18 protein-coding genes and 1 pseudogene are annotated in these 22,372 nt (G+C 50.2%); 2 read left to right on the plus strand and 17 right to left on the minus strand.

Going from position 1 to position 22,372, the window contains the following annotated elements:
- The 9 genes from pknB to BKD12_RS12805 all read right to left on the minus strand — a co-directional run bounded on the left by pknB (nucleotide 1) and on the right by BKD12_RS12805 (nucleotide 11,192).
- Nucleotides 1-2,067, minus strand: coding sequence for a Stk1 family PASTA domain-containing Ser/Thr kinase (gene pknB / locus BKD12_RS12765; protein ID WP_070089726.1), 2,067 nt, complete (start codon nucleotides 2,065-2,067; stop codon nucleotides 1-3).
- Entirely contained in the window at nucleotides 2,061-2,804 is a 744-nt protein-coding gene (locus tag BKD12_RS12770; protein WP_070089727.1) for a Stp1/IreP family PP2C-type Ser/Thr phosphatase, read from the minus strand. Before BKD12_RS12770 ends, pknB begins: the two co-directional genes overlap by 7 nt.
- Nucleotides 2,782-3,852, minus strand: a complete 1,071-nt coding sequence (rlmN, locus tag BKD12_RS12775) for a dual-specificity RNA methyltransferase RlmN (RefSeq protein WP_070089728.1) — start codon at nucleotides 3,850-3,852, stop codon at nucleotides 2,782-2,784. Before rlmN ends, BKD12_RS12770 begins: the two co-directional genes overlap by 23 nt.
- Entirely contained in the window at nucleotides 3,845-5,143 is a 1,299-nt protein-coding gene (rsmB, locus tag BKD12_RS12780; RefSeq protein ID WP_070089729.1) for a 16S rRNA (cytosine(967)-C(5))-methyltransferase RsmB, read from the minus strand. The genes rlmN and rsmB overlap by 8 nt, the downstream gene beginning before the upstream one ends.
- Before the next feature lie 3 nt (nucleotides 5,144-5,146).
- Entirely contained in the window at nucleotides 5,147-5,848 is a 702-nt protein-coding gene (locus BKD12_RS12785) for a zinc metallopeptidase (protein WP_070089730.1), read from the minus strand.
- 163 nt (nucleotides 5,849-6,011) lie between these two features.
- Complete coding sequence (gene fmt / locus BKD12_RS12790; protein WP_070089731.1) at nucleotides 6,012-6,974, minus strand: methionyl-tRNA formyltransferase; 963 nt, start codon at nucleotides 6,972-6,974, stop codon at nucleotides 6,012-6,014.
- 14 nt (nucleotides 6,975-6,988) lie between these two features.
- On the minus strand, nucleotides 6,989-7,477 hold the full coding sequence (gene def / locus BKD12_RS12795) for a peptide deformylase (RefSeq protein WP_070089732.1): 489 nt from the start codon (nucleotides 7,475-7,477) through the stop codon (nucleotides 6,989-6,991).
- A 30-nt stretch (nucleotides 7,478-7,507) separates the two neighbouring features.
- On the minus strand, nucleotides 7,508-9,736 hold the full coding sequence (priA, locus tag BKD12_RS12800) for a replication restart helicase PriA (protein WP_070089733.1): 2,229 nt from the start codon (nucleotides 9,734-9,736) through the stop codon (nucleotides 7,508-7,510).
- A complete protein-coding gene (locus tag BKD12_RS12805) occupies nucleotides 9,726-11,192 on the minus strand; it encodes a UDP-N-acetylmuramoyl-L-alanyl-D-glutamate--2,6-diaminopimelate ligase (RefSeq protein ID WP_070089734.1) in 1,467 nt (488 codons plus the stop codon). Before BKD12_RS12805 ends, priA begins: the two co-directional genes overlap by 11 nt.
- A 124-nt stretch (nucleotides 11,193-11,316) precedes the next feature.
- Between BKD12_RS12805 and pepT the strand changes: the two genes are divergently transcribed.
- Complete coding sequence (gene pepT / locus BKD12_RS12810; RefSeq protein ID WP_070089735.1) at nucleotides 11,317-12,531, plus strand: peptidase T; 1,215 nt, start codon at nucleotides 11,317-11,319, stop codon at nucleotides 12,529-12,531.
- A 54-nt stretch (nucleotides 12,532-12,585) separates the two neighbouring features.
- On the opposite strand, the gene BKD12_RS12815 is transcribed toward pepT, so the two are convergent.
- From BKD12_RS12815 to clpB, 8 genes are all read right to left on the minus strand, one after another.
- Nucleotides 12,586-13,044 carry a hypothetical protein gene (locus tag BKD12_RS12815; protein WP_070089736.1) on the minus strand — a complete coding sequence of 153 codons (459 nt, stop codon included), beginning with the start codon at nucleotides 13,042-13,044 and terminating at the stop codon, nucleotides 12,586-12,588.
- Between the two features lie 24 nt (nucleotides 13,045-13,068).
- The gene (locus BKD12_RS12820; RefSeq protein ID WP_070089737.1) at nucleotides 13,069-14,994 is read right to left on the minus strand and encodes an RNA polymerase sigma factor; all 1,926 of its coding nucleotides are present in this window, start codon (nucleotides 14,992-14,994) and stop codon (nucleotides 13,069-13,071) included.
- Nucleotides 14,995-15,118: 124 nt separating this feature from the next.
- On the minus strand, nucleotides 15,119-15,256 hold the full coding sequence (locus BKD12_RS16995; RefSeq protein ID WP_176730969.1) for a hypothetical protein: 138 nt from the start codon (nucleotides 15,254-15,256) through the stop codon (nucleotides 15,119-15,121).
- A 10-nt stretch (nucleotides 15,257-15,266) separates the two neighbouring features.
- On the minus strand, nucleotides 15,267-15,965 hold the full coding sequence (locus BKD12_RS12825) for a hypothetical protein (protein ID WP_070089738.1): 699 nt from the start codon (nucleotides 15,963-15,965) through the stop codon (nucleotides 15,267-15,269).
- Between the two features lie 42 nt (nucleotides 15,966-16,007).
- A complete protein-coding gene (locus tag BKD12_RS12830) occupies nucleotides 16,008-16,364 on the minus strand; it encodes a hypothetical protein (RefSeq protein WP_070089739.1) in 357 nt (118 codons plus the stop codon).
- Between the two features lie 185 nt (nucleotides 16,365-16,549).
- Nucleotides 16,550-17,419: a YitT family protein gene (locus BKD12_RS12835; protein WP_070089740.1), complete on the minus strand. Its 870-nt coding sequence runs from the start codon at nucleotides 17,417-17,419 to the stop codon at nucleotides 16,550-16,552.
- Nucleotides 17,420-17,560: 141 nt separating this feature from the next.
- Nucleotides 17,561-18,757, minus strand: coding sequence for a DNA polymerase Y family protein (locus tag BKD12_RS12840; RefSeq protein ID WP_070089741.1), 1,197 nt, complete (start codon nucleotides 18,755-18,757; stop codon nucleotides 17,561-17,563).
- A 49-nt stretch (nucleotides 18,758-18,806) separates the two neighbouring features.
- Nucleotides 18,807-21,407, minus strand: coding sequence for an ATP-dependent chaperone ClpB (gene clpB, locus BKD12_RS12845; protein WP_070089742.1), 2,601 nt, complete (start codon nucleotides 21,405-21,407; stop codon nucleotides 18,807-18,809).
- Nucleotides 21,408-21,986: 579 nt separating this feature from the next.
- Between clpB and BKD12_RS17660 the strand changes: the two are divergent.
- Nucleotides 21,987-22,239 (plus strand): annotated as a pseudogene (locus tag BKD12_RS17660) (IS30 family transposase); the annotation flags it as partial.
- Nucleotides 22,240-22,372 lie beyond the last annotated feature (133 nt).

Genomic DNA, 22,372 nt, shown 5'->3' on the forward strand with positions numbered 1-22,372 from the left:
TTAGTCTGTCTCTCCATCCCCATCATCTCCTCCGGTTCCGGGATCAGGACTAGTCTGTTCCGGCCCGGTGCTGACCACCAGGCTTACAGACGTTCCTTCATCCACGCTGCTTCCCACACCCGGGCTGCAGCTGATCACATAGCCTGCCGCCACGGAACTGCTGTGCTGGTAGGTAACAGTACCCACGCTCAGTCCCGCATTCTGGATCAGCTGTCTTGCATTGCTCTCAGAGGTTCCTGTTACCGGAGGCACATTTACCTTTGCCGCCGGTTCCGGTCCGTTGCTGATCACCAGATCTACCGTCGTTCCGGCGCTTACCTTTTTCCCGCCGTCCACGCTCTGGGAAATAACGATTCCCTGTGCTACGCTGTCACTATACTCATAGGTAACGGTTCCGACTGACAGGCCTGCGCTCTTGATCGCATTCTGCGCATCGGCATCCTTTTGTCCTACCACATTTGGCACTGTCTTCCTCTCAGCGCCCTTGCTGACCTGCATCACGATCTCCGTATCCTCTGTAGCTTCGGCATTTGCCTCCGGAGTCGTACCGATGACCTGACCGCTCGGCACGCTGTCATGATAGGTAAATTCAGAAGAAATATTCCGGAATCCTGCATTCTCCAGTGCACTCTGGGCTTCATCCTCCGTCATGCCGCTGACGTCCGGCACGGTGATGCTGTCACCCACCAGTCCGGAGCTCACCACCACTTCAATGGTCGTGTTTTTTGCCACCTCTTCACCGGCCTCTGTTTTCTGCTCGGAAACCCTTCCCTTTTCATACTCCTTCGACTCTTCTCTTGAGACTACCTTAAAGCCAAGTCCCTCATCATTCAGTGTCTCTTTCGCGTCATCCTCGGTCATGCCCACCACATTGGGCACTTCCACCATATCTTCTGTTTCGTTAGGGCTCTCCGGTCCAATCCGAAAGATTCCGGCAGCCCGTCCAATCGCAAAGATCACGATAAAGGCGATAATAATCGCTACAACGACGGTCAGGATACGGGTCAGTTTTTTCATCTTCGGATTAACTTCATCCGATCCCTTTCCCCGCTTTCCGTCATCGACGTCATATTCGTCTTCGTCGTACTCATCTTCATCGTATTCATCTTCGTCGTATTCGTCTTCGTCATACTCGTCTTCATCGTATTCATCTTCATCATAAGAGTTCTGGATCTCATCCAGCTCTTCATCTGTGATGATAAGAGTATCCGCATTTCCAAGAGGCGGGATCACGACAAAATCCCCGTCCGGATCTACCAGGGATCTCTTCAGATCCTGGATCAGTTCATCAGTATTCGGATATCGTCTTTCGGCGTTTTTCTGGGTACATTTTAGTATGATCTGTTCAAGACTGTATGGAATATCCGAAACCAGCTCCGACGGCGCTGTAATCTCCTCCTGAAGATGCTTGATCGCTACAGATACTGTAGAATCACCGTCGAACGGCACCTGTCCGGTTACCATTTCATATAGAGTAATACCGATGGAATAGATATCGCTTTTCTGATCGCTGAATCCGCCCCTGGCCTGTTCCGGCGACGTATAATGGACAGATCCCATCGCATTCGTACTGATCGTATTAGAAGTCACGGCCTTTGCAATACCAAAATCCGTAACCTTTACCTTCCCATCTTTGGATATAATGATATTCTGCGGCTTAATATCCCTGTGGATGATCCCGGCCGCATGAGCCGCCCCGATACCGGAACACATCTGAATGGCAATGCTGATCACTTCCTTGTGGGACAGCCTGCCTTTCTTTTCTATATATTCTTTCAGAGTAATCCCTTCCACCAGTTCCATAACCATATAGTACAGGCCCCGGTCTTCCCCCACGTCATAAACATTTACCACATTTGGGTGCAGTAGTCCGGCGGACGCCTGCGCCTCCGACCGAAATTTCCGGACAAAATTTTCATCCTCCCGGAACTCCTTTTTCAGCACCTTGATTGCCACATACCGGTTCAGCATCTGGTCACGGCCCTTATAGACATCAGCCATGCCCCCGGCTCCGACCTTACTCAGCACTTCATATCGTTTTCCAAGAACAATACCATCTTTTACCATACACTCACCTCATCCGAAAGCGGTTCCGCTATCACAACCCCTATATTATCTCTTCCACCGTTGCTGTTCGCCTTCTCGATCAGCATTTCTACTGTTTCCACCACATCTCTTGAACCCTTGACGATGTCAAACATATCCTCGTCCTCCACCATGTTGCTGAGTCCGTCGGTACACATCAGGATCACATCTCCTTTTTTCAGCCGGTATTCATAGATGTCAGCTTCCACATCTTCTTTTACGCCGATCGCCCGTGTGATGATATTTTTATCCGGATGATTCTTTGCCTCTTCCGCCTTGATCCCCCCTAAACGGACCATCTCCTCTACCAGAGAATGATCCTTGGATATCTGACGGATCTTTTCATTGATAAGATAGAGCCTGCTGTCTCCTACATTGGCAAAATACAAGGTATTCCCTATGATCGTGCCTGCCACCAGCGTGGTCCCCATCCCTTCCAGTTTCACATCCGTTGCCGCCACCTCGATCAGCTTATGGTTGGCAATGCTGACAATATTGCGCAGGATCTCTTCCGGTTTGTCAAGCGGCGTCTTTTCCAATTCTTCCAATACCGTATTTACCGTATATTTTGACGCAAAATCCCCCGCCTTATGTCCGCCCATTCCGTCGGCCACCGCAAGGAAATTCGGGAACGGCCCTACCGGCTGATCCGTCACATATACGTAATCCTGATTGACCTCACGCTTTCTCCCCACGTCAGTCATTGCATATAGTTTCATCTGTTTCTCCTTTATTCCCAGCTGCGTATCTTCTCCGCAGCTGTCCGCAGGCTCCGTCAATATCAGAGCCTCTTTCCCTTCTTATAGTAACATTAATTCCGTTTTTTTCAAGTTTATTTTTAAATTCCAGCGCATTTTCACTGGTGGGCCTCTGATAATCCCGTTCCCGGACCGGATTGACCGGAATCAGGTTCAGATGGCAGTTCCTGTGACGCAGGATCCCCTTCAGTCCCCGGATATCCTCCTCCCGGTCATTGACTCCTTTTACCAGGCTGTACTCAAAGGTTACCCTGCGGCCGGTCTTCTCAAAATAGTGGTCGCAGGCTTCCAGCACCTTGGGCAGTGCATATTTATTCGCCACCGGCATCAGTTCCCGCCTCTTCTCCTGGCTGGATCCATGGAGAGACAGGGCCAGAGTGATCTGTAAGCCTTCCTCTGCAAGCTCATGCATCTTCGGCACAATACCGCAGGTAGACGCCGTGATGCTCCGCTGGCTGATATGTAGTCCGTGTTCATCACTGATCATATGCAAGAATTTTACGAAATTCTCATAGTTATCCAGCGGTTCTCCGGTTCCCATGATGACGATGTTGGATACCCGCTCTCCGCTTATTTTCTGCACCTGGTAGATCTGCCGCAGCATTTCTGAGGTTGCAAGATTCCGCTTCAGCCCGCCGATCGTCGAGGCGCAGAACCTGCATCCCATCCGGCAGCCGGCCTGGGATGAAATGCAGACAGAATTGCCATACTCATATTTCATCAGTACACTTTCGATCATGTTGCCGTCAGAGAGCTCGAACAGAAACTTTTCCGTCGGATCCTTTCTGGATATCTGATGCGCCGCCACATGAAGCTTCGGAATCTCGTAATGAGCTTCCAGCTTTTCTCTCAGGGACTTCGACAGGTTCGTCATCTGCGAAAAATCATCTGCAAGCTTTACATGCAGCCACTCGTAGATCTGGCGGCCCCGAAAGGCCTTCTCACCGATCCGCTTCATCTCTTCTTGTATTTCTTCATAATTCAATGAACAGATGTCCTGCTTACTCATCATCTCTCCTCCGAAACAGTGCGAGATAAAATCCATCCCCTTCGTCTTTTCCCGGAAGTCTTTGCTGCTCCCGCACCAGGGAAAATTCCGGATATTTTCCGGCAAACCACTGTGCATTTTCTTCATTTTCTCTCCGGTTGATCGTGCAGGTACTGTACAAAAGCTTCCCGCCCGGCTTTACATAGTCCTTCACCACGGCCAGGATCCGCCTTTGCAGAGCCGCCAGCTCTTCTTGCGCCTCTTTGGTCATCCGAAGCTTCAGATCCGGCTTCTTTCCCAGCACTCCAAGACCAGAGCAGGGAAGATCCGCAATGACAATATCCGCCTTTTCTACCGACTCCTGATCCGTCTCCAGCGCATCCTGTACAACCGCTTCTATATTAGTAAGACCGCTTCTTTCAATATTTTCCCGAATCAGTCCCACCTTATATTCCGTCAGGTCGCGGGCCTCCACATGACCGGTCCCGGAAAGGAGCTCCGCCAGATGGATCGCTTTGCCGCCCGGCGCCGCACAGACGTCGATGATCTCGTCCCCCGGCTTGGGATCCGCCCACAGCGCCGCCTGCATGGAGCTTACATCCTGTACCTGATAATACCCCTGGCGAAAACTGGAAAGAGCCGCCAGATGATCAAAGCCTGACAGATAAAGCCCACAGGGAGTATCCGGGATTTCCCGGACTGTTACCCCTTCCTTTTCCAGCATGTCCATCAGCGCCTCTTTCGTGATCCTCTGCGGATCAAAACGCACAGACAACGGGTCTGCCTTAAGGAAAGCCTCTCCCATCTTCTGCACCGTGTCAAAATCATAGGTTTCCAGCCACTGGCTTACAAGCCACTCCGGCAGGGACTCCCGGACAGACAGACAGGAAACAGGATCCGACGGATCCGGGTATGTAATCTGATCCAGATTTCTGCTGATGTTTCTTAAAACGCCATTGACAAATCCCTTCAGATTATGGAATCCTTTTTTGGCTGCCAGCTTCACCGCCTCATTGCATACCGCGGAGTCCGGGATACTGTCCATGTATTTCAGCTGATAGACGCTGAACCGTAAGATTGTCCGGATCACCGGCTTCATTTTATTTACTTTCACCTTGGAAAACTGATTGATAACCGCATCAATTTCGATCATGCGTTCAAGCGTGCCGTTTACCACTCTCGTGATAAACGCACGCTCTCGTTTGTCCAGATATTGATAAAGATCCAGAAGATTCTTCAAAACGATATGGCTGTATTCCCCGTCGCGGGTAATGGAAAGCAACGCTTCCAGCACCAGTTCTCTTTCATTCATCTCCTATCTTCTCCTCGAGTTTGATATTAAAATAATCCTGAGAAGCTGCAGGATCGCCGACGCTGCTCCCGCCACATAAGTAAGCGCGGCTGCCGTCAGGACCTTCCTGGTAGCCTGCACTTCATCCTCATACAGCATCCCGTTTCCGCTCAGCATGCGGATGGCCCGGCTGGATGCATTAAATTCCACCGGCAGCGTCACGATCTGGAACAATACCGCCAGCGAAAAAGCCAGGATCCCAAGATTTAAAAATAAGACCGATGACTGGCTGTTAAATAAAAGTCCGATCAGAATCAGGGGCCAGGCAATCGTGCTGCCAAAGTTCGCCACCGGAACCAGAGCGCTCCGGAACGCAAGCGGCGCATAGCCGGTGGCATGCTGGATCGCATGGCCGCACTCATGGGCTGCCACACCCACTGCCGCCACAGATGCAGATCCATACGTCGTATCCGACAGGCGAAGCACCTTGCTTCTGGGGTCATAGTGGTCCGTCAGGTTTCCGGACACATGCTCTACCCTGACGTCATAAATGCCCGCCCGGTGAAGCACCTGCTCCGCCGCTTCTCTTCCGGTCATCCCGGAATGATTGCGTATCCTGGAATATCTGGAAAATGTGGAACGCATCTTCGCCGATGCCGCCAGACAGATGACCACACCAATCAGCACTAACATATATGTTGGATCAAAATACATTGGATAATACATAGTTACCGCCTCCTGGTATTACATTATAATAGAAAAGCGAGAAAAAAACCGTGGATTCATACAATTTTAATAATTCTTAATAAACTTAATGCCAGGGTCGAAAAGTCTGAACCCACATGAGATTGTGGAAGTGCGAAGCACGGAACAATCCGTAGGCATCACTTTATCCCTCTGATCCCAGCTTCTCTCCGGCTTCCATCGTATATCCCCGCAGGAACGCACCAGCGTCCATCCGCTTCTTCCCAGGACTCTGAAGTGCGCAGACCTTCAGCAGGTCTTTTCCCGTCTGCACCAGGAATCCGTCTTTTTCTACCTTCACCACGGTGCCTGGTTTTGCTGTTTCCTGCTGCTGTGCAGCTTTCGCCTCTTCCTGGCTTATCACCTGGGCTTCCCAGATCTTCATGGTCTTGCCCGTCCAGTCTGTATAGGCGCTGGGCCAGGGATTTAATCCCCGGATCAGCCGTTCGATCTCTTCTGCCGGCCTGGTCCAGTCGATTTTCCCTAAGCTCTTATCCAGCATCCTGGCATATTCCGTAGGGCTTTCCCCCTGTTTTTCCGGAGTGATGGCGTGGGCTTCCAGCCCTTTCAGCGTCTCCACACAGAGCCTGGCTCCGGCTTCGGCCAGCTTGTCATGAAGGCTTCCTCCCGTTTCCTTTTCATCCAGGACTACTTCTGTCTTTAACAGCATATCACCGGTATCCAGCCCCGCATCCATCTGCATGGTCGTCACGCCGGAGACCTTTTCCCCATTTATGACCGCCCACTGGATCGGTGCCGCCCCGCGGTATTTGGGAAGCAGAGACGCATGAACATTCACACACCCATAAGGCGTCATATCCAGAATGGCCTGCGGCAGGATCTGTCCAAAGGCGATCACCACCATAATATCCGCCTGATATTTCCGCAGTTCTTCGATACACGCCTCCTCCCGGATCTTCTTTGGCTGATAGACCGGGATATCGTATTTCAGGGCTGTTTCCTTCACCGGCGGATACTGCATCTTCCCGCCGCGGCCCTTTGGCTTATCCGGCTGCGTCACTGCCAGCACCACCTCATGCCCGGCCTCGATCAGAGCTTCCAGTGTCCCCACGGAAAACTCCGGTGTCCCCATAAATATGACTTTCATCCTGGTCCCTCCTTCTATACTTCTTCCTCGTCTTCCGGATCTGCGTATTCTACATCATGGAGTTCTCCTTCCACCAGATCCACATATAAATGTCCGTCCAAGTGGTCAATCTCATGGCAGAAAGCACGTGCCAGAAGTCCTTCTCCCTCCAGCTCGATCTCTTCCATATCTTCATTCTGGGCGATCACTTTGACATGATCCGGTCTTGTCACCTGCCCGGCTTTTCCAGGCACGCTCAAGCATCCTTCCTCGCCGGTCTGCTCTCCGGAGGTCTCAACGATCCTGGGGTTGATCAGCACGATCGGGCCTTCTCCCACATCGATCACCACGATCCTTTTTAAGATCCCCACCTGGGGCGCCGCAAGGCCTACGCCCATAGCTTCATACATCGTGTCCAGCATATCGCTGATCAGGATCTTTGTCCGAAGATTCATCTTCGTTACTTCTTTACATGGTTTTGTCAGCACTTCATCGCCGATTTCTCTGATTTTTCTCGTTGCCATAATTTACCTCTCTTCTCCATATTTTTCTATTTAGAACACGCCCATGGGATCCAGGTCAAACTGGATCCTTAAGGTCTGAAATCCCCGGTTTGCTTCTATATATTGTTCCATCCGGTTCTTTGCCTCAATCAGGATGTGCGCTTCTTTTTCTTTCAGATACAGGACTTTCCTGTACACATCGTTTACCTTTCCCACGTAAGGGCTGGCTGGCCCTATCACCTGTATCCGTCCCCCCGGGTCGATCCGCCCAAGGAATTCCTTCAGGTACCCTGCCGCCTCTAAAAGCCGCTCTTCTTCCGGCCCCGTAAGAAGCACCGCCAGAAGGTGGGATGCCGGCGGGTAGCCCATCAGCTTTCTGTAGCCCATTTCTTCTTCATAAAACCCTTCATAGTCCTGGGCCGCCGCCATCTGGATACTATAGTGGTCCGGGCTGTAGGTCTGGATCACCACCTGGCCGGACGCCGCTCCCCGGCCTGCTCTTCCGGCCGCCTGCGTCAGAAGCTGGAAGGTCCGCTCTCCCGAACGGTAATCATCGCTGTACAGCGAAAGATCTGCCGCCAGGACTCCAACAAGAGTCACCTTGGGGAAATCATGGCCTTTGACGATCATCTGTGTCCCGATCAGGATGTCGGCTTCCTCGTCCGCGAAGGTCTCCAGGATCTTTTCATATCCGTCCTTTTTCCGTGTGGTATCCATGTCCATGCGCAATATGCGCGCTTCCGGAAACGTCCTGCGGACCAGCTCCTCCACCTGCTGGGTCCCTGCCCGGAATCCTCCGATATAAGAGGAACCGCAGGACGGACAGCTCCGAAGAAGCGGTGTTTCATAACCACAGTAATGGCAGACCAGTTTCCCGTTCCGGTGGGCAGATAAGGAAACGTCGCAGTGAGGACATTTTACTACATATCCGCAGGCCCTGCAACTGACAAACCCTGCATAGCCTCTCCGGTTCAAAAAGAGCATGATCTGTTCCTTCCTTTCAAGACGGTCACGGATCATTTCCTCCAGCTTTCCGCTTAAGATCGAGCGGTTCCCCCGGCGCAGCTCTTCCCGCATATCTGTAATAAACACTTCCGGAAGAGCGCTTTCCCCTGTCCGGTTCTTTAGCTCCAGCATCGTAAACCTGCCGGTCTTACAGGCATAAAAGCTTTCCAGCGAGGGCGTCGCAGATCCCAGGACCACGCTGGCCCCCTCCTCCTGTGCCCGGTGGATGGCCGTCTCTCTGGCATGGTATCTCGGCACCTGTTCACTTTTATAGGTGCCCTCATGCTCCTCATCGATCACGATCAGTCCCAGGTTCGGAAATGGCGTGAACAGTGCGGACCTTGGCCCGATCATCACATCCACTTCTCCTGCTTTCACCCGCTCCATCTGATCATAGCGTTCTCCCTGAGACATGCGGGAATGAAGGATAGAAACCCGGTCTCCAAATCTTCCGTAAAACCGCATGACCGTCTGATAGGTCAATGCGATCTCCGGAATCAGCACAATAGCCTGTTTTCCCTTTTTCAGGACCCGGCCGATCATTTCCATATAAACTTCTGTCTTACCGCTTCCGGTGACGCCATATACCAGATAAGTACCGGTCCTTCCCTGCTCGTAATCCTGCCAGAAGGCCTCTACTGCTTTTTGCTGCTCCCCAGTCAGTGTGACACTTTCTTTTTCCTTTGCCGCAGCAGGAATAGGATTTCTGAACATCTGCTCCGTCCGGATCTCGATGACACCCTGCTCCTCCAGTGCCTTAATGACCGCGGCTGTCACATGCAGCTTCTTCGTCAGCAACTCGTAATCCTGGCCTGGCTGCTCTAAAAGGCCTGAAAGGAGGCGGGCCCTGGCTTTTTGGTTTTTATGGAGATACAGCTTAAGCTTTTCTTTTCCTTCTTCCTCTGAAAGCTTCAGCACAACGGTCCGCCGTTTTCTGGTCCGCTCCTGCCTCTTGATCGGAATCACCGTTTTTAAGGCCTGGATCATAGTCCCGCCATAATATTCCTTCATCCAGGCAGCCAGCGCCACCAGCTTCGCTTCAATGGCGATGCTTCCCTCCACGATCCCGCTGATTTCCTTGATCTTCTCAGGATCGTAATCCACCTTTTCCGAAAATCCGGTCACATAGCCCTTGGTCTCTTTATTGTATCTTCCAAAAGGGACCAGAACTTCCATACCAATTTTAAGCATCCCCTCCAGATGAGAGGGGATGCGGTATTGGAAAATCTTATCCAGTTTCTCATGTGTAATGTCGATGATAATATCAGCGTACATGTAACTCCTCTAATACTTCTCTGATCAGGACTCTGTCATCCATATCGTACTTGACGCCCTTGATTTCCTGATAAGTCTCATGGCCTTTTCCGGCCAGCACAATGATGTCTCCCGGCTGTCCGTGCTCGATGGCATAGCGGATCGCCTCTTTCCGGTCGCAGATATCGATGTATTTTCCATCTGTCTTCTTCATGCCCACAATGATATCGTCGATGATATCCTGGGGCTCTTCAAATCTTGGGTTATCCGACGTGATAACCGTAAAGTCCGCAAGACGCCCTGACACCTCTCCCATCTCGTAACGGCGGGTCTTGGAACGGTTTCCTCCACATCCAAAGATGGTGACGATCCGTCCGGGGTTATAGTCTCTCAACGTATTCAGCAGGCTCTCCAGACTCATGGCATTGTGGGCGTAGTCGATCAGCATGGTAAATTCATCGGATACCTTGACCATCTCTACCCTTCCCTTGACCTTTGCTTCCTTAAGAGCCGCCTTGATATTTTCCACCGGAACGCCGAAATGCCGGCATACAGCGATCGCCGTCAGGGAATTGTATACGCTGAAGTTCCCCGGTATGTCGATCTCTACATCAAAATCCATCAATCCATTGACATGGTATTTCACGCCCAGATAACCCGGTGTGGCAATGTGCTGTACATTGGTGGCCCTAAGGTCAGCCTTCTCCGAGAATCCATAGGTCTCCACCTTGCAGGTCGCATTGCGGAACACATCCTCAAACCACTGGTCATCCACGTTTGCAATCCCAAGCCTGCACTGTGTAAACAGAATCCCTTTACAGCGCTTATAATCCTCAAAATCTTTATGCTCGTTGGGCCCAATGTGGTCCTCGCCCAGATTCGTGAAAATACCGATCTCGAACTGGATCCCCGCTGTCCGGTGAAGCATCAGCCCCTGGGATGATACCTCCATGACCACGCAGTCACAGCCTGCTTCCAACATCTGTGCAAAATACTGATGGATGGTATAGGACTCCGGCGTCGTGTTGTTAGCCGGAATCGACTTGTCGCCAATGATCGCTTCGATGGTGCCGATCAGCCCCACTTTATGTCCCACACCTTCCAGAATGGATTTCACCATATAGGTGGTCGTGGTCTTTCCCTTCGTTCCGGTAATGCCGATCACTTTCAGCTTTTCTGCCGGATATCCGAAATATGCGGCGGACATCAGGGCCAGAGCGTACCGGGTATCGTCTACATGGATCACTGTCATTCCCTCCGGCGCCTCTACCGGCCGCTCCACGATCACGGCCGCCGCTCCTTTTTCCGCCACATCTTCTATATAGTCATGTCCGTCTGACACCGCCCCGCTGATGCAGACAAACACACTTCCTTCCGTTACTTTTCTGGAATCATTGATCAGTTCCGTGACCTCGATCTCGTCACTTCCCTGTCTCACTTCATATTCTAACCGTTCCAGCAGTCTGGTTAATTTCATAGCTTAATGCCTCCCTTTTGTATGGTATGGTACTTCTAATAGTATAACATTAATTTTATGTGCCGAAAAGCTGAATTTGTGCTATAGTATATAGGAGAAAAACAAAGCAAAGGGGAATCTTAACATGAAAGCTTACGAAAGACTCTTAAAGTACGTTGTTGTACGTACACCAAGTGATGAAAACAGCGAGACGGTTCCTTCCTCCCAGTGCCAGTTTGACCTGGCACGCCTTCTGAAGGATGAGATGGAAGGCCTGGGACTTACAGACGTAGTGCTGGACGACCAGTGCTATCTCTATGGAAAGCTTCCGGCCACTCCCGGATATGAGGACAAGACCTCTATCGGTTTCATCGCTCATATGGACACAGTATCTGATTTCTGTGACCAGGATATTCACCCTGTCATCACAGAAAATTACAATGGAGAGGACCTTCCTTTAGGCGACAGCGGCCTGATCTTAAGCACGGAAACCTTCCCGCACTTAAAAGACCTGAAGGGACGCACCCTGATCACCACCAACGGTCACACTGTCCTTGGCGCTGATGATAAGGCAGGTATCGCCGAGATCCTGACCCTGATCGAAATCTTAAATGAGACAAAGATGCCTCACGGACCAATCTCTGTTGCCTTCACTCCTGACGAGGAGATCGGCACCGGCGCTTCTCACTTCAATGTAGAGCAGTTCGGTGCTCAGTATGGCTATACTCTGGACGGCGACACCGAGGGCGAGATCCAGTATGAGAACTTCAACGCCTGCAAGGCAAAATTCGAGATCACCGGCTTCAGCGTACATCCTGGTTCCTCCAAGGACACCATGATCAACGCCTGCCTGGTAGCTATGGAGATCAATCAGATGCTGCCAGGTCTTGAGACACCACGCGGAACCGAAGGATACGAAGGATTCTTCCATCTGGTATCCATGTCCGGCGACTGCGGACATGCTGAGCTTAACTACTTTGTCCGCGACCATGACAAGCACTTCTTCGAAGGCCGCAAGAACACCCTGCGCCTTATCGAGAAGGATCTGAACGAAAAATGGGGCGAAGGCACAGTTAAGCTGACGATCACAGATCAGTACAAAAACATGGCTGAAGTTATCGCAGACTGCATGCACCTGATCGACAATGCAAAGACTGCCTGCGAAAAAGCCGGCGTTACACCTCTGGTACTTCCGATCCGCGGCGGTACAGACGGATGCCAGTTAAGCTTCAAAGGCCTGCCGTGCCCGAACCTTGGAACCGGCGGACACGCTTATCACGGGCCATACGAGCACATCACCGTAGAAGGAATGGATAAGGCCGTAGACGTACTGGTAGAATTAGTAAAATTATACGCTTAATAAAAGAAATCCGGCCGGGAAACGTTCATAAGTTTCCCGGCCGGATTGTTTTCTCTACAATGGTTCTATTACCAACACCTGTACCATCGGCACTTCCCCGCTTACGTCCATTCCCTGGAAGTGTCCGCAGATCACATACTCTTTCCCCTGCTCAATCTCAAGATTTCCGGTCTTATCTTCTGCGTAGGCGATCAGACGCCCGTCTTCCGTCTGGAAATCCACCTGCCGATTCCCTCCCTGCGCGTCGGAGACAGCCTCTGCCGTTCCGGACAGCACTACAGTCGTCTTCTGCTGATACTTTTCCGGTTTCTCGACCAGCTCCTTGTAACTCACCCCCGAATCATACTGCTCCAGGACTTCCTCCGACAATACCTCCTGCCAACGCTCCCGTTCACCTGCTCCGTCTTTGTTTCCTGTGAAGCTCCAGCCCTTGACATAACACAACCCAGCCACGATCAGAAGCAGTACGAGTATGACAGATAAGACCACGATCCATTTTCTCCTGCCTGCCATTTCATCTCCCCCCTTCATATCCTATCACTCTACTTTCGTCCAGGAAAATCCATTCGTCACATCATACAGGCTCCCCTGGTTTTCATTATACGTAAAACTTCGTTCTGTGCCGCCATCCACAGGCGTGAGAATATAGGTTATCACTCCATTCGCAGTCGCACTCGTATCCACAGACATCTGGTAAGTGTGTGTATAAGTCTTTCCGCTTGCAGACATGATCTCTATGATCGTAGTGCGTCCGGATTCTTCGATCGTCAGTTCAGCTCTCGTTCCTCCTGCCATCGCCACATAACTGTAAGTTCCCACCGGGAATCCCGGGCTGCTCTGACCAGTCTCTTCATTTCCGGCCTCCCCCTCGTTTCCTGCTATTGGCGTTCCTACTTCCTCGATGCTTGTAATCTGGTATAGGCCTTCCTCATTTGGCATGAGCACCGCCTTTTTCTGGACATTCTCCTGCCCACTTACTCTTCTACATTCATAGTTATAATATATCTCCATCGTTTCCTTTGTATATTCCGCTGATATAATCTCCGTCTCGCAGACATAGCTGAGTGTCGCCGGAACAAACGTGAGCACCTCGCCGTCAATATTCACGCCGTACTCTACGCCGTCTTCATCGTTTTCCTCCGTAAACTGGTAGTCACTAAAGGAGGCAAACATACGGTTTACATCTGCCGCCGAGAACATCGGATGCCAATTTGCATCTGCCCCATAGCTTTCTATAATGTCCCCGCTGCGGCTGGAAGCTTCACAGACTGCATTTAAAATCTGCCTGATCTCCTCTTCCGTAAATCCCTGCTCCGGAATCTCCTGCGGACCGTAAGCGAGCACATATTCCACTTCTTCTTTGGTGAGATTTCCGGCAATTAATTCTGGATAATCTTCATCCTTTACTTCTGCCGGCGTTTCTTCCGCCTCCTGCTTTTGCTTCTGCTGTTCCCCGGCTTCTTCCGGCTCCTGCTTCTCCTGGACGATCTCCGGTTCTTCTTGCTGTCCCAGGATCTGAGACACCCCGTAAAATGCAGCGCCTCCCGCCAGGCATACCCCGACTGTCACAGCTGCAACCTTTCCGATCGTTGTATGCAAAAATCCAGTCTTTACGGCTGTCTGCGCAGCGCCCAGGGTGGGCTGCATACCGGAACCCTGCTTCGCGCCCGGCGGTGGCTGCACACCAGCTTCCGGCTGTGCTCCAAAGGAATCCTGCGCCACCGTACCGGTGCCGCCAGCTCCGCCGGGTCCTGCCTGCGAGACCGACCGGAAGACCGCATCGACCACTGATTTCCCCGCGGCAGCCAGGCTTCCGTCTGCCATAAGATATCCTTCCTGCGTACGCAGCAGATAAAGGAACAGCGGCAGCGGAGCCACATTGTACAGCTTGTATCCCTTTTTCTGTAATTCTTCTGCTTTTCTCTTCAGATTTTTCCGTCCATAATTCAGCCGGGATTTGACCGTATTTTCTGAACATCCCAGGGTGGAAGCAATCTCGCTGATCGGAACTCCTTCAATATGAAACATCAGGATACACATTCTTTGCTCTTCCGAAAGGGAGTCGATCATCTGATGCACCAACTCCTGTGTCTCCTGCCTTGTATAGGACAGTTCCGGCTGACTTTCAATGCTGTCATCTTCAATCCTGTATTCAAAATCCTCCCCCTCGTCCTCTGCTCCCATCTCAGAAAACAGCATGGGATTCTTTTTTACCAGAACGTTCTTCGCCGTATTTGCCACGATCTTTCCCAGCCAGCCCGGAAACGCCTCCGGCTCTGCCAGCATATCTAATTTCGTAAAAGCCCTGATATAGGCTTCCTGCAGAACATCCCTGGCCGTCTCCTCATTTTTTACGTATTGGAGCGCCAGATAATATTTACTTTTATAGGTAGTCTCATAAAGAAAACCGTATCCCCTTTCATCCCCTGCCTTTGCAAGGGCGACTGCTTCTGTATAGTTCACACCATTTCCTCCTCTGTTCCTTATAACAAGCATACGTTAAACCAATGACATTTCAACTATTCGTACAGATTTTTCTGACAAAATTATAATTCAAATGCCGCATATCGTCAATCATTCCGATCTATCACGGAAAGTTCAGCTTTCGTTTCAAAAGCTGGTACAGCTTTCGCTTCTCTCCTTTATCTTCTGCATAGCTTTCCATATCCCGCCTGACCAGACAGACAAACCATTGGATCACATTTTTATTGTTCAGTTTACTCATCTCCCGCCACTTATTTTCCCGCCACAAAAGAACGTCCGATTTCTCCGGTCTGCGTCATATAAGACGTTTCGAAAATGTAATCAGAACCATCCTTTACCATAGCGAATACTGCCTTCCCCTCTGTAAAAATCTCCCCTGCATTTAATTCAAATACATCTGGCCATTCGCTAATGTCCGTTGCACTTCCACTGTAGAACTGATAACTCCCCTCATCTGCTTCAAAATAATTAAAACCGTTCGGATTCTCTACATAAAATGACAGGCCTGTATCCATGATCCCGGCTTCTTCCTGGGGAAAATCAGAGGGGAAATATACCTCATAAGTCAGCATACAGTATTCCAGGTGTTCATCCAGCGGATCCGGTTCAAAGGTACTGCCAGACGCCTCTACGGCAGCCATCACCTCCGCTTCATCCCGCACAACATCTGTAATCCGATAGTACACGGTATGGAATTGATTATCCACAGAAGACGGCTTCTTTGTTGCCACCCACTCTCCGATCTTCGCCGGAGCCTCGGACGTTGTCTCTACGGGTGTGATGCTGACAGCCGGAACCGTCTCTTCTTCCTCCTTTGCGGCATCTTTGCTCTCTTCTTTTGCCTCCACTGTCTCTATTTTTGTACTCTCGTTTGTCTCCCGGCTTCCACAGCCCCAGATTCCCGCTGCTGTCATACACACTGCCAACAAAACTGCCATTTTTCTTTTCATTGTTTTTCCTCCGTCCAGTTTATTTTTCAGCTGCCAAAGGAGCTATCTCCTCTGATAAATATCTGCGTTCCAATGGCTGCTATCCGATTCTACCGTAATGACATTTTCGTCAGAAGACATCGTCACGATCAGTGGTTCACTGCTGCTGGAAACCGCTCCATCAAAATCAAGCTCGATACTGTGTTCGTTTTCCTTCCATGTTCCCTTTTCCACATCGCCATCATCGTTATACTCCACAGTGCCGTCCTTATTAACCGTGATCTCTATCTTGCTTCCACTTGAGCTTGTTCCTCCATAGACTCCGACCCACTTGTTTGCTCCGCATGCGACTAGCATTGCCGCCATACTCATGATGATCATTCCTCCACACAGCATTTTCCTGATTTTTGTTTTTCTCATTTTCTTTCTCTCCTTTTTCATGGTAGTTGGGATTTTATAGAATTTCCATTATCCCTTTTTTGTTTTCACTACCAGGACAAGCAAAGTTTCAAAAAAGTTTTATAAAAATGAAAAAAATATTTTTTTACAGAAAAAGGGCTGAAACACTGTTTCCAAATGTTTCAGCCCTTTTGCAGGATCCTGTCTTACAGTTCCGAAATCTCTTCCTTAAAGCCTTCTCCTACTACCTCATTAGACTCCATGATGATCGTAAACGCTTTCGGATCTATCTTACGAACCATCTTTTTAATTGTATACATCTGCTTATTGTTGCAGGCGCACATGACTACATCCTTTTTATTTTTGCTGTAGCTTCCCATTCCCTTCAGGATGGTAGAACCTCTTCCGGAATATTCGTCGATCCGTTCTGCCACCTCTTCACCCTTCTCGGTGACGATCAAGGTCAGCTTGCCTTCATCGATTCCATACATGATACGGTCCATAACGATAGCCATCAGATATGTTACGATGATACCGTAGATCAAGCCGTCCACATCACGGAATACCAGGGCAGTTCCCAGCACGATAGTTACCATATCCAGCACAAACGTAATGATTCCCAGAGTAATGTGCGGTTTTACCTTCTTAATAGATACACTGATGAAATCCTGGCCTCCGGTGGATGATCCGCGCATGAAGATAATGGCGTATCCAATGCCGCAAAGCACTCCCATACACAATGCCGCCAGAAAACGGCTGCCATCATATACCGGCAGAAGCGGCGCCACATAGTCCATGATCGCCGAAGTAATTATGATAGATTTTAAGGATTTTAAGAAAAATGTTCTTCCCAAAAATTTATAGCAGAAAATCGCCACCGGAATATTCAGGATCACAGTACCGACACCTACCGGGATATTCAGCAGATGATACATGATAATTGCAATACCCGAAAACCCTGCTACCGGGAAATCCGCATTTAAAGCAAAATTATACACACCTATGGCGATCAAAAGACCTGCCGCAATATCCACCAAAATGTCCAGCCCCAACTCTTTCCAATCAATACGTTTCATCGGATCATACCTCTCTTTCTCATGCTATTATCTGTACTTTCAATTTCTGATATCCACAAAAAAAGAACACCTGCAAACTATAAAAACTATAATTCGCCGATGCTCTTATGTGCCTAAGTATAGCGGCCTTTCCTGAATTTGTCAATACCCCGGACCCTTGTGGATCACATCTTTTCCATATTTGCCCCGGAGTTCATCCATCGCTTTGCGGATCTGTTCCCGCTTCTTACGCTTTTCCTCCGGTTCCACTTCTATATCAAAAATACTGAGCTGCTCCGGTTCGCTTTCCTCCGAAAGCTTGGAGCTTCGGATCCCCAGAAGCCGGATGGGCTGATGATTCCACAGCTCCAGAAACAGGCTCACCGCTTCTGTATAAATGTCTCCCTCCTGGTTAGTCGCTTTCGCAAGCTGCCGCTGATGGGACACACTCTCAAAAGTATGGTATTTGATCTCCACACTTAACATCCCAGCCTTCTGGCCAGCCTTTTTCAGTCTTCTGGCCACACTGGCCGCCAGCTCTTTTAAGACTTCTTTTGCCTCTTCTTCTGTCACGGCGTCACGGGGCAGGGTGATGGAATTGCCGATCCCTTTTGCTTCCGCAGGCTCGGACTCCACCCGGTCTTCTCCCAGGCCATTGGCAAATTCCCACAGTCTCCGGCCATGACTTTTTAAGTGCAGCTCCAGGATTGCCGGATCTGTCTTTGCCAGGTCGCCGATGGTGTAGATCTCCAGTTTCTTCAGGGTTTCCGTACTGGATCTTCCCGCCATATAAAGCTCCCGCACCGGCAGGGGCCACATCTTCACCTGGATCTCCTGGGGAAAAAGCGTATGTACCTTATCCGGCTTCTCAAAATCTGACGCCATCTTCGCCAGCAGCTTATTGCTGGAGATTCCAACATTTACCGTAAAGCCAAACCGGCGTTTCACCTCATTTTTAAGTTCAAGCGCCCCTTCCACCGGCGAAGAAAATCTGGCCGCGGCTTCCGTAAAGTCCATGTAACACTCATCCACACTGACCTGCTCGATCTCTTCCGAATACGTCCGAAGAAACTCCATCAACTTCTGGCTGTAGCGCCGGTACATCTTATGGTCCGGCGGCTCCATGTGAAGGTTCGGACATTTACGCAGGGCGTTCGCCACCGGTTCACCCGTGGTGATCCCGTATTTTTTTGCCGGAATCGATTTTGCCAGAACGACACCATGCCTGGACGCCCGGTCCCCGCCGATGATGGCGGGGATAGTCCGGATGTCCAGGCTGCTTCCATTCTTTATCTGTTCTACCGCCGTCCAGCTTAGATAGGCGGAGTTCACATCAATATGAAAAATGACCCGGCTCATTTTATTTTCTCCTGTATCAGGCAGTCAGGCATTTTGCCGGACGCCCGGATTAAATCTCTTTCAAATGCTGCTTGATCCTTGCTGCCAGCTTTCCATTTTCCGCATCAATCAAAATGGTATCTCCGGTGCCTACATTTCCTTCCAGGATCAGCTTCGCCGCCAGAGTCTCCACATTCTTCTGCAGATACCGTTTCAGCGGTCTGGCTCCATAGGTAGGATCATATCCGCCGTCCACAACAACCTGCTTTGCATCCTCTGTCAGTTCGATCCGGATCTCCTTATCTGCCAGACGCCGGTTGAGATCGTCCACCAGAAGCCGGATGATCGAATGGATATTGTCCTTTGTCAGAGGCCGGAACATGATGGTCTCATCCAGACGGTTCAGGAACTCCGGACGGAAATGATTCCGAAGGTCGTTCATCACCATCTTTTCTGCTTCCGGCTTGATATTTCCATTATCATCAATACCGTCCAGAAGGTATGCTGAACCGATATTGGAAGTCATGATCAGGATCGTATTCTTAAAGTCCACGGTCCGCCCCTGAGAATCGGTGATCCGTCCGTCGTCCAATACCTGCAGAAGGACATTGAACACATCGGGATGGGCTTTTTCGATCTCATCAAACAGAACGACCGAATACGGTTTCCTTCGTACTGCCTCTGTCAGCTGGCCGCCTTCATCATAGCCCACATATCCCGGAGGCGCTCCGATCAGACGGGACACGGAATATTTCTCCATGTATTCACTCATGTCGATCCGGACCATATTATTCTCATCATCAAACAGGCTCTGGGCAAGGGCCTTGGCAAGCTCGGTCTTGCCGACGCCGGTAGGTCCAAGGAACAGGAAGGAGCCGATCGGTTTGCTCGGGTCCTTAATACCCGCTTTGGACCGGATGATCGCTTCCGTCACTTTGGTAACGCCTTCATCCTGGCCGATCACCCGCTTATGAAGCTCATCTGCCAGATGCAGCGTCTTACTTCTTTCGCTTTCATTTAACTTGGCTACCGGAATTCCTGTCCAGCGGGAAACGATCTTGGCGATCTCATCTTCTGATACACTTTCATGTACCAGAGACAGATCCTCGTCTTTGACCTTTTCTTCCTCTTCTTCCAGCTGTTTCTGCAGCTGCGGCAGTCTGCCGTACTGGAGCTCCGCCGCTTTATTCAGATCATAGTTCTGCTGCGCGGCCTCAATCTCGCGGTTTAACTGCTCGATCTGCTCACGGAGCTTCTGCACATGCTCTACGGATCTCTTTTCATTATCCCACTGTGCCTTCTGTTTTGCAAATGTTTCTCTTTCTTCTGCCAGCTCCTGCTGAAGTTTTGCCAGCCGTTCCTTGCTTAACCGGTCATCCTCTTTTTTCAGGGCAGCTTCCTCGATCTCCAGCTGCATGATCTTACGGTTCAGCGCATCCAGCTCTGTCGGCATGGAATCCAGCTCCGTCTTGATCAGTGCACAGGCCTCGTCCACCAGGTCGATGGCTTTATCCGGCAGGAACCGATCAGAAATATAACGGTTACTCAAAGTGACGGCTGCCACCAGGGCACTGTCGGTAATCTTTACGCCATGGAAGACTTCATAGCGTTCCTTCAATCCTCTTAAGATAGAAATGGCATCTTCCACCGTCGGCTCATCCACCATAACCGGCTGGAAACGACGTTCCAGGGCCGCATCCTTTTCAATATACTGCCGGTATTCATCCAGTGTGGTGGCGCCGATACAGTGAAGCTCTCCTCTGGCCAGCATAGGCTTCAGCATATTTCCTGCGTCCATAGCCCCGTCTGACTTTCCGGCTCCTACGATAGTGTGCAGCTCGTCGATAAACAGGATGATATTTCCCTCGCTGTTTTTCACTTCCTCCAGCACCGCTTTCAGACGCTCTTCAAACTCTCCCCGGTACTTTGCTCCGGCTACCAGAGCACCCATGTCCAGGGCAAAAAGCTTCTTATCCTTCAAGGCATCCGGGACATCTCCCCGGACGATCCGCTGTGCCAGTCCTTCAACAACCGCCGTCTTACCTACACCAGGCTCACCGATCAGCACCGGATTATTCTTGGTCTTCCTGGAAAGAATCCGGATCACATTCCGGATCTCCTCGTCGCGGCCAATAACCGGATCCAGCTTCTGCTCTCTGGCTCGCTCTACCAGATCCTGCCCGTATTTATTTAAGGTATCATAGGTTGCTTCCGGATTGTCGCTGGTCACTCTCTGGTTCCCACGGACCGAAGACAGCACCTGCAGGAAGCTGTCCCGGTTGATGCCAAACTCCCGGAAGATCTGTTTCATCTCTTTATTGGCATGCTTGATCATGGACAGGAGCAGATGCTCTACGGATACATATTCATCACCCATCTGCTTCGCCTCGTCCTCAGCATAGATCAGCACATTATTCAGATCCTTGCCGATAAACATCTGACCGCCCTGCACCTTCGGGCGCTTGCGGATGGCTTCCTCCACCCGGTTAACGGCAGACTCCTTCGTGATGCCCATTTTTTCAAATAGTTTCAAAATCAGGCTGTCGTCGATGGTCAGAAGCGCATATAAAAGATGCTCCTGCTCGATCTCCTGATTGCCATATTCCATAGCTATCTTCTCGCAGCCCTGTACTGCTGCCAGAGAACTCTGTGTAAATTTATTAATATTCATAACCATACCCCTCCTTTGACATGGAAAGTTTCTTTGTTCTATTAGCAATATAACACTTGTTGTTAGCACTGTCAAGTGTCGAGTGCTAAATTTTCACGCAAGCTACGAGCCATGCAGATGCAGGAGGTGAGTCGTCCGTTGGGAACTTGTTCACATAAGGACGTGCTCGCTTCTGCATCTATACGGCGACAGCCGTGACTGAGCGAACACAGTTCGCGAAGTGCATGGCGAGGGGCGTGGGAAGGGATCACATATGAACAGTTCTAAATGAAAAAGTAAATGCAAATTTTAGGTAACCAAAATACCTGCTATTGCATTTGCTACTACAGTAAGTCCTGCAAACTATGGGTGACATTTACTCCTGCAATGCTTTATGATACTTCTATCTGAACCGATGCCCGAAGCCGATTGGTTTGGGTTCTGTCCGGCACAGCCCCCGGACTTTTCCGTAGTGGAAATGGATGTTGTAGAAGGGGCTGGCTGAAAAGATGGGAACATTTTCCTGACACAAATCTTTGAACGAGGAAACGAAAATGGAGAGGCTACACATATGTACTACTATGCCCCATGGCCTCCTGACAAAAAGGAAGATTAGAAAAGAATCATGAGTTCATCCGTTATACCCTTCCGAAAGGCAGCTGCTTTTCGGGTCTTACCCAGGAAGCCACCACACGGGTGGCAAACCACATCAATAGCATCTGAGCCAGTTTAAATGGCCACACCCCATTTGAACTGGCTCAGATGCTTATTTGATAAAAAACTGATGGAACTCTGCCGTCAGACCAGTATACCGGCTGATCAGGTGGTACTAAAGCCGTCGCTCTTAAAATAAATCAACAACATTAGCTTCGGGCACAGGCACCATAAAGCACCGTCTGACGGCTGGGCTACTTCTGCAAAAGTAACCCAGCCGTCTATTTATGATGCCTGAAAAAGCGAATCCCACCTTGCTTCCTATTTCTTAA

The sequence above is a fragment of the Merdimonas faecis genome (assembly GCF_001754075.1).
GTDB lineage: Bacteria > Bacillota > Clostridia > Lachnospirales > Lachnospiraceae > Merdimonas > Merdimonas faecis.

What these genes read in the sequence shown, in the direction of transcription:
- pknB (WP_070089726.1), bottom strand. Translation starts at nt 2,067, where the DNA reads ATGGTAAAAGATGGTATTGTTCTTGGAAAACGATATGAAGTGCTGAGT.
- BKD12_RS12770 (WP_070089727.1), bottom strand. Translation starts at nt 2,804, where the DNA reads ATGAAACTATATGCAATGACTGACGTGGGGAGAAAGCGTGAGGTCAAT.
- rlmN (WP_070089728.1), bottom strand. Translation starts at nt 3,852, where the DNA reads ATGAGTAAGCAGGACATCTGTTCATTGAATTATGAAGAAATACAAGAA.
- rsmB (WP_070089729.1), bottom strand. Translation starts at nt 5,143, where the DNA reads ATGAATGAAAGAGAACTGGTGCTGGAAGCGTTGCTTTCCATTACCCGC.
- BKD12_RS12785 (WP_070089730.1), bottom strand. Translation starts at nt 5,848, where the DNA reads ATGTATTATCCAATGTATTTTGATCCAACATATATGTTAGTGCTGATT.
- fmt (WP_070089731.1), bottom strand. Translation starts at nt 6,974, where the DNA reads ATGAAAGTCATATTTATGGGGACACCGGAGTTTTCCGTGGGGACACTG.
- def (WP_070089732.1), bottom strand. Translation starts at nt 7,477, where the DNA reads ATGGCAACGAGAAAAATCAGAGAAATCGGCGATGAAGTGCTGACAAAA.
- priA (WP_070089733.1), bottom strand. Translation starts at nt 9,736, where the DNA reads ATGTACGCTGATATTATCATCGACATTACACATGAGAAACTGGATAAG.
- BKD12_RS12805 (WP_070089734.1), bottom strand. Translation starts at nt 11,192, where the DNA reads ATGAAATTAACCAGACTGCTGGAACGGTTAGAATATGAAGTGAGACAG.
- pepT (WP_070089735.1), top strand. Translation starts at nt 11,317, where the DNA reads ATGAAAGCTTACGAAAGACTCTTAAAGTACGTTGTTGTACGTACACCA.
- BKD12_RS12815 (WP_070089736.1), bottom strand. Translation starts at nt 13,044, where the DNA reads ATGGCAGGCAGGAGAAAATGGATCGTGGTCTTATCTGTCATACTCGTA.
- BKD12_RS16995 (WP_176730969.1), bottom strand. Translation starts at nt 15,256, where the DNA reads ATGAGTAAACTGAACAATAAAAATGTGATCCAATGGTTTGTCTGTCTG.
- BKD12_RS12825 (WP_070089738.1), bottom strand. Translation starts at nt 15,965, where the DNA reads ATGAAAAGAAAAATGGCAGTTTTGTTGGCAGTGTGTATGACAGCAGCG.
- BKD12_RS12830 (WP_070089739.1), bottom strand. Translation starts at nt 16,364, where the DNA reads ATGAGAAAAACAAAAATCAGGAAAATGCTGTGTGGAGGAATGATCATC.
- BKD12_RS12835 (WP_070089740.1), bottom strand. Translation starts at nt 17,419, where the DNA reads ATGAAACGTATTGATTGGAAAGAGTTGGGGCTGGACATTTTGGTGGAT.
- BKD12_RS12840 (WP_070089741.1), bottom strand. Translation starts at nt 18,757, where the DNA reads ATGAGCCGGGTCATTTTTCATATTGATGTGAACTCCGCCTATCTAAGC.
- clpB (WP_070089742.1), bottom strand. Translation starts at nt 21,407, where the DNA reads ATGAATATTAATAAATTTACACAGAGTTCTCTGGCAGCAGTACAGGGC.